The sequence below is a fragment of the Flavonifractor sp. An9 genome (assembly GCF_002161245.1).
In the GTDB taxonomy this organism is placed as follows: Bacteria; Bacillota; Clostridia; order Oscillospirales; family Oscillospiraceae; genus Flavonifractor; species Flavonifractor avicola.
This window is the reverse complement of the sequence record NZ_NFHC01000046.1, coordinates 1-6,729: the sequence shown is the minus strand read 5'-3', so window position 1 is coordinate 6,729 and position 6,729 is coordinate 1. Positions and strand designations below refer to the sequence as shown.

The window sequence follows — 6,729 nt, the reverse complement described above, 5'->3', positions numbered from 1 at the left end:
AGATAGTCGCGCCCCAGGCGGCTCATGTCCTTTATGACGATGGCCTCCACCCGTCCGGCCTCGACTTCCTCCATCATCGCCAGAAAGCCGGGACGGTCAAAGCGGGTTCCTGATACGCCGTCATCGGTGAAGTGGGTGGGGTTCGGCAGCCCGCTCCGGCGAGCATAGTCCTCTAACATCTTTTTCTGGTTGGAGATGGAGTTGCTCTCGCCCTGTAACTCATCATCGCGGCTCAAACGCTCATACAGAGGGGTGATTTTCTCGTTTCTCATGGCTGTACCTCCTGAAATGAAAATGCTCTAAGTGACTGCTTCACTAACCATGACAAAACCATGATTAAGAAGTCACTTAGAGCATACATCTCCGCTGGCAAGTTTGTACTTCTTGTACTGCTTGACCGCAAAACAATCCGGCTTGCGCTTTTCCAGCCCGGCGAACATATAATCCACCGCGTTCATGTAGTCCTCGTCGTTTTCCTTCACCTCCATGCCGCCGATCATGTCCACCAGCATATTGATATTCCGGTCCTCCGGCGGTCCCTCAAAGATGATATAGGCGATCAGGGCGCAGTACAGCAGCGTCTCGGCCTTGGTCCAGAATGGATCACTTTCTTTGCCCTCTCCCTTGGTGTTGCTGATCAGGGTGTCCACGAACTTCAAAATGTCCGCCTCGTTGCGTACATAGGCCAGGGGGTTATAGTGCATGGACTTGGAAAAGTCGATGCTGTTGAACACTTTGACTTTGTACCCCTTTTTTCGTTGGAGAAAATAGCCCACTTGGGACAGGGTGCCGCCCTTGGGGTCCACCACCACATAGGAGGAATGGGCCTGGAGCAGCTGGGGCGTCAGCCAGAAACGGGTTTTGCCGCTGCCGGACGAGCCGATCACGCAGGCGTTGAGGTTGCGGGCGTTGGCTGGATTTTTAGGCCGGGTATTCATGGTGAGCCGTTCCGTCCCGGTGAGGATCACATTGTTTTCAAACTTGGGATCGACAAAGGGCTCGATGTCTTTGGCTGTGCCCCAGCGGGCCGATCCGTATTCCTCGTCCCGGCGATATTTGCTCGCCTTTTTCGCCTTGGCATAGACTACCAGCCACAGGATCACCGCTCCCGCGATCCCCACCAGCCAGTCAAAGGGGTGGAGCCCTGGGGCAAAGTCGGCAAAGGCCGGACCAATGGTCCGGCCCAGCCCTATGAGTTTATGGGCGAAGTCCGCGCCCTCGGCCAGCCGGTAGGCCGTGCCGATCTTCAAAAACGCCCACAGGAAGAACAGGTAGGGCAGGTTCGGCAGAAGAACTTTTTTGATGTTACCGATCTTCACGCGCCGCCTCCTTTACTCGTTCCTGCTCCCGCTGGGGCTGCTGCCGCACATGGGCCTTGGCCTTTTTGAGCTGTTCCAGAATGGGAACACGCCGGGACTTCTCCTTTCCCAACACCCGCCTGGAATACTCCGACATACAGGCGGTGATGGCGTCAGCCTGTTTGCTCTTGAAAAACAGCAGATACTTCCGTGTTCTCCGCCTTTGCGGGCTCGTTTACCTTCCCAGCATCGGGAATATTCTTTTTGTCATCAGCCAATGAAAAACCTCCTTTGTCGTGAAATGGAAAAAGCCAGCCTCATAGCTGGCCGGTGGGGTTATCTCCTCCCTTCGGATTTTCCTATATGAAAACGCCGCCCGTAGTCCCGTTAGGCAGCATAAATGAGCATCGACGATATTGTTGAAACAATAGAAATGATGTATAATTGCAGCAGAAATTGTAAGATGCCTGTATTTTATATAAATTGCGGAGGTGGAATAGTGGATCGCATTACTAAGGGTTATATGAATAATTTTGCCGCATCCCAAGAACTTCACAATATAACGGATGAAAGCAGACTTTTTGAACTTTTTTCGTGCTATTGTGTACTTTCACGTGAATACTCAGAATCCTTTGATTTATCCGACATCGTAACAGGTGGTGGCGGAGACAGCGGTATTGATGGCATTGCAATAATTGCAAATAATGTCCTGATTCATTCTCCTGAAGAGTTTGATGATTTAGTAGATCAAACACGCTCCATCACTGACTTAAAGTTCATTTTCGTACAAGCAAAAACATCGGCATCTTTTAATGGCGGCGATATTGCAACATTTGGCTTTGGGGTTCACGATCTTTTCAAGGAACAACCCGAGATGGTACAAAATGATGAAATAAAGGAAAAAGCGTCCATTATATCTCACATTTTAAGCAATATGGTTTCTGTCAGAAATAAGCCTAAATGTCTGCTTTACTATGTAACAACGGGCCGTTGGACAGAAGATCAAAATGTACTGTCACGAGTTGAGGGAGTTCGTAGTGATCTTATTTCTGAAAACTTGTTTTCAGATGTTATTTTTACACCTGTAGATGCCGATTATCTGCAACGGTTATTCAAAGCTACTATCGACAAAATCCAAGTAGAGATAGACTTTCCAGAAAGAATAACCCTACCAGAAATGAATGGCATCAGCGAAGCATACTTAGGAATACTTCCGGCTAAAAGTTTCCTATCTCTCGTCAGTGATGATGAGGGCGTAATAAAGAGTATTTTGTATGATAATGTAAGAGATTTTCAAGGTGAAAATGATGTTAATCGTGAAATTGCAGAAACCCTGTCAAGTCCGGATTCAGATAAATTTGTAATTCTAAATAATGGAATTACTATAATCTGCAAAGAACTCAGAAATATTGTTCGTAATCGATTTTTATTGGGAGATTATCAGATTGTAAACGGTTGTCAGACCAGCCATGTTTTATATTACAACAAAGATCTTATTAGTGACAGTGTTTATGTTTCCGTCAAAATAATCTCAACTTCGGATGAAGATACTGTTAGTAAAATAGTTAAAGCAACAAATCGCCAGACTGAGGTGTCAGATGAGCAACTCATGGCTCTCAATGATTTTAATAAAAAACTGGAGGCATATTACCAAACATATTCTGGTACACAACGGCTTTATTATGAACGGCGATCCAAACAGTACGCAAACACTACAGAAATAGAAAAGGTGCGTATTATAACAATACCTACTCAAATTAAGTCTTTTTCTTCAATGTTCCTAGATAAACCTCATTTAGCAAGTAGATATTATGGCCGATTGCTCAAAGATAGTAATGATATGTTTAATAGTGACCATCTTCCTATTGCCTACTATGTGTCAGCCTACGCTTTATACAAAATTGAATATCTCATTAGAAACAAGCAAATTGATCAGCAATACAACCGCTATCGCTATCATATTTTGATGCTTATTAAATACTTAGTTCTCGAAGGGAAACCGCAGCCTCCTCTTAATTCACACAAAATGGAGAAATTGTGTCAAAAAATGCAGTCCATCTTAAATAATTCTAACGAGTTACCGCTGTATATAAATAGAGCCTGTAGTATTATTGCAGAGACAGTAAGTGATTTGGCTGATTCCGAAAATGCCAAAACGGCTGCAATTACAGAGAAACTAAAAGTAGTGGCAAGTATTGCTCAGTAAGCAGGCTCAATCCTAGTTATGGGAAGAGGCACTACACAAGCTAAATACTTGTGTAGTGCCTCTCAAACAAAATAACTATATTAGATTAAATCAGCAAGAAGGTATTAAAATGCTAAGTGACTTAGAAAAATCCATACAGGAACTATTATCGCAGGAACCCTATTGGAACTGCTGTTTTCCCTGCAAAAACAGTGGGAAGTGCTGTATTGGTGCAGATGTTTCTGTTGACGAACACGAATGGAATTCGATTAAACAGTTTGTAAGCGGATTACTCGATGATGAAAAATCCTTGCTGATTGAAAATATTCAGTCCGGAAATATATGTATTTTTAGAACCGATACCAAATGTCTTATACATGAGGTACGACCCGAAAATTGTCGATATACACCGTTCCAAGCTGTAATCACTCCGGATAAAGAGTTGCGGTATAGCATGGTTTCTGAAGATTGCAACTTTCAATCTATTAGGAAACAACTTGACAGCGAAACCGCTAGTAGAATTGCAAACACTAAATTTCCTGTACTTCAAAATTTTAACTCCGAAACAAAATATCTGTGTCTCAATCAAATATATAAACCATGTGATCATGAAGAAAAATATCATCTTGTGTCCGAATGGCTTTGCTTGTCCCCACTCCCTATCAGAAATCCTGATTTGAAAAGAGACTTACATATTGGAGAAGATCATACATAATCTTCAAGGTATTGGTTTTGAAAATGCTAGGAGATAAAACCTCTTGTTGACGGCTTGCAAACCATTGATATGACTGGACTTTTCCAAGTCCTATAATTACACTCCGACCATGCGGAGTGTCCTTATAGGATCTGAGTATCCTGCAAAGGCACTCCGCATTTTATTTACATCCATAGCAACACAAAACGCTAGATTGTGTGGAGGGCTTACCATAATGTCAGAGCATTATGAGCAGCTCCCCCACCACCGAGAATTCTCCTTGACAATTTGTTTCTTCTATTGTATCATGTTACAGGTAATTTGGAATAAATTATGCGCTAGTGTGGCTCAGAGGTAGAGCAGCTCACTCGTAATGAGATAGTCGCAAGTGGGGTGTGAGAAAGTCCTTGCCCCACTTGACTTTTCTTCTATTCCAAAAATGAGATAGTCGAAAAGGCCAAAAAAGTGATCAAAAATGCTGTTTGCTGGAATAGCTCAGTCGGTAGAGCAGCTGATTCGTAATCAGCAGGTCGCGTGTTCAAGTCACGTTTCCAGCTCCAGAAAGACCGTTTACCACATTGGTAAACGGTCTTTTTGTTGCCCACCTGTTGCCCATTTGGTCAACGATGGTCAACAGGACATTTTGAAGATACATCTTCAAAAACTGGCCCTTGGCTCTTCCCTTTGGAAGAGGTATCATGTCCCCACCAAAAGAATATAGGTGGTGAGGATATGGGCATTTTGGAAGAATTCTTTCTGGGTGAAGTCAGACCTTGGGAACAGTTTGGGTGTTCAGATGATCCAGTCTACAAGATGTACTCCCGCAAGATTGAGCAGTTGGAACACTCCCTGATGGTGGGTAGGTCTAAAAAAGAACAGAAAGTGTGCCAGGAGTTAAAGCATTTGAGGACAGTCCAGAGTAATATGGAGTTACAAAGGATGTTTATGTATGCTTTCCGTATGGGTGCTACTTTTGCTCTTGACCTTTTTGTGGAATAATTGGAAACACGGGTTGCCGATGTCGGCAACCCGTGTTATATTTAGTTCAGGAAGTTTTCAGGTTCAGTCAAACTCCAGCAGCTTGGATGCTGGTACTTGGGTCAGGTAGAATAAGTTTCGTAAAAACAAAAAGAGACATGGTTTGCAGATCTCTGGTAGAATGAAGTCGCGACACACCATTCGAAAGGAGACAGCAAACCATGTCGGAAAAGATTGTACAGCTAAATGAGGATGTTATCAAGGGCCAACTCAAGGAACTTGTGCGTGGAAGTGTAGAAGAAACGCTCAACGAGTTGCTGGAGGCCGAGGCAGAGAAATTGACCCAAGCGGCCCGGTACGAGCGCAACGAGCAGCGCCAGGGCTACCGCAGCGGCCACTATAACCGCAACCTCACCACCACTTCCGGGGATGTCACTCTCAAGGTGCCTAAGCTCAAGGGAATCTCCTTTGAGACTGCCATCATTGAACGGTATCGCCGCCGGGAGAGCAGTGTGGAAGAGGCTCTCATTGAGATGTACCTAGCCGGCATATCCGTCCGGCGTGTGGAGGACATCACCGAGGCCCTCTGGGGCAGCAAGGTCTCTCCCTCCACCATCAGTGAGCTGAACAAAAAAGCGTATGTCCATATTGAGGATTGGCGGAACCGTCCTCTGCAGGGCGGACGCTATCCGTATGTCTATGTGGATGGGATCTACCTGCGCCGCAACTGGGGTGGGGAGTTTGAAAATGTGGCTATTCTGGTGGCAATCGCGGTCAATGAGGATGGATACCGTGAGGTTTTGGGCGCCGCTGAGGGTATGAAGGAGGACAAGGCCAGCTGGATCAGCTTCTTTCAATGGCTCCGTGGGCGTGGCCTGGATGGCGTGAAACTCATTGTTGGCGACAAGTGCCTTGGTATGCTGGAGGCCGTGGCGAAGTGTTTCCTGAGGCTAAATACCAGCGGTGTACCGTCCATTTTTACCGTAATGTGTTCTCAGTCACACCTCGCTCCAAGGTAAAGCTGGTAGCTAAAATGCTCAAGGCGATCCACGCTCAGGAGAGCAAGAAAGCTGCCCGTGAAAAGGCTAAGGCTGTGGTGGAGGAGCTGCGCTCCATGAAGCTGAAAGAGGCTGCCAAGAAGGTGGAGAATGGCATTGAGGAAACACTGACTTACTGCGATTTTCCCAGCGAGCACTGGACTCGTATCCGTACTAACAATGTCATTGAGAGGCTGAACCGGGAGATCCGCCGCCGCACCCGTGTAGTTGGCAGCTTCCCGGACGGCAACTCTGCTTTGATGTTGGTCTGTGCCCGGCTCCGCCATGTGGCTGGTACCCAGTTGGGCAACAAGAAGTACATGAATATGAAGCATCTGGAGGCTTCCGTTGAGGATGCCTCCATTGCTGGCTGACTTCATTTACAACAGAGTCTGCGAACTAAAGTGCGAAAAATTCTGGACCTGTTGACAAAGATAAAATATGGGCCGAAAAATTATATTCTCAGCCCATATTTTATCCATATGTATTGCGGAAAAGATGGCCTTAACCATCCTCTTGAGATTTAATGCCATGGCA

Annotated in this window: 5 protein-coding genes, 1 tRNA gene and 2 pseudogenes; 5 read left to right on the top strand and 3 right to left on the bottom strand. The window is 45.6% G+C overall.

Translation table 11 applies throughout. The features are described from left to right. From B5G40_RS16400 to B5G40_RS17020, 3 genes and pseudogenes are all read right to left on the bottom strand, one after another. Positions 1-272, bottom strand: a 272-nt coding sequence (locus tag B5G40_RS16400; RefSeq protein ID WP_158099566.1) for a recombinase family protein, incomplete at its 3' end; no start/stop codon positions are given. Between the two features lie 90 nt (positions 273-362). Further along, a pseudogene (locus B5G40_RS16395) lies at positions 363-1,319 on the bottom strand (type IV secretory system conjugative DNA transfer family protein); the annotation flags it as partial. Then, on the bottom strand, positions 1,306-1,455 hold the full coding sequence (locus B5G40_RS17020) for a hypothetical protein (RefSeq protein ID WP_158099565.1): 150 nt from the start codon (positions 1,453-1,455) through the stop codon (positions 1,306-1,308). The gene B5G40_RS17020 and the pseudogene B5G40_RS16395, both read right to left, overlap by 14 nt. 243 nt (positions 1,456-1,698) lie before the next feature. Between B5G40_RS17020 and B5G40_RS16390 the strand changes: the two genes are divergently transcribed. The 5 genes and pseudogenes from B5G40_RS16390 to B5G40_RS16370 all read left to right on the top strand — a co-directional run bounded on the left by B5G40_RS16390 (position 1,699) and on the right by B5G40_RS16370 (position 6,566). Next, positions 1,699-3,504 carry an AIPR family protein gene (locus B5G40_RS16390; protein WP_087400706.1) on the top strand — a complete coding sequence of 602 codons (1,806 nt, stop codon included), beginning with the start codon at positions 1,699-1,701 and terminating at the stop codon, positions 3,502-3,504. A 55-nt stretch (positions 3,505-3,559) separates the two neighbouring features. Then, positions 3,560-4,198 (top strand): YkgJ family cysteine cluster protein, encoded by a 639-nt coding sequence (locus tag B5G40_RS16385; protein ID WP_143383451.1) that lies wholly within the window; start codon positions 3,560-3,562, stop codon positions 4,196-4,198. A gap of 463 nt (positions 4,199-4,661) precedes the next feature. Beyond that, positions 4,662-4,737, top strand: a tRNA-Thr gene (locus B5G40_RS16380). Positions 4,738-4,909: 172 nt separating this feature from the next. Then, positions 4,910-5,176: a DUF6809 family protein gene (locus B5G40_RS16375; RefSeq protein WP_087327808.1), complete on the top strand. Its 267-nt coding sequence runs from the start codon at positions 4,910-4,912 to the stop codon at positions 5,174-5,176. A gap of 200 nt (positions 5,177-5,376) precedes the next feature. Continuing rightward, a pseudogene (locus B5G40_RS16370) lies at positions 5,377-6,566 on the top strand (IS256 family transposase). Positions 6,567-6,729 lie beyond the last annotated feature (163 nt).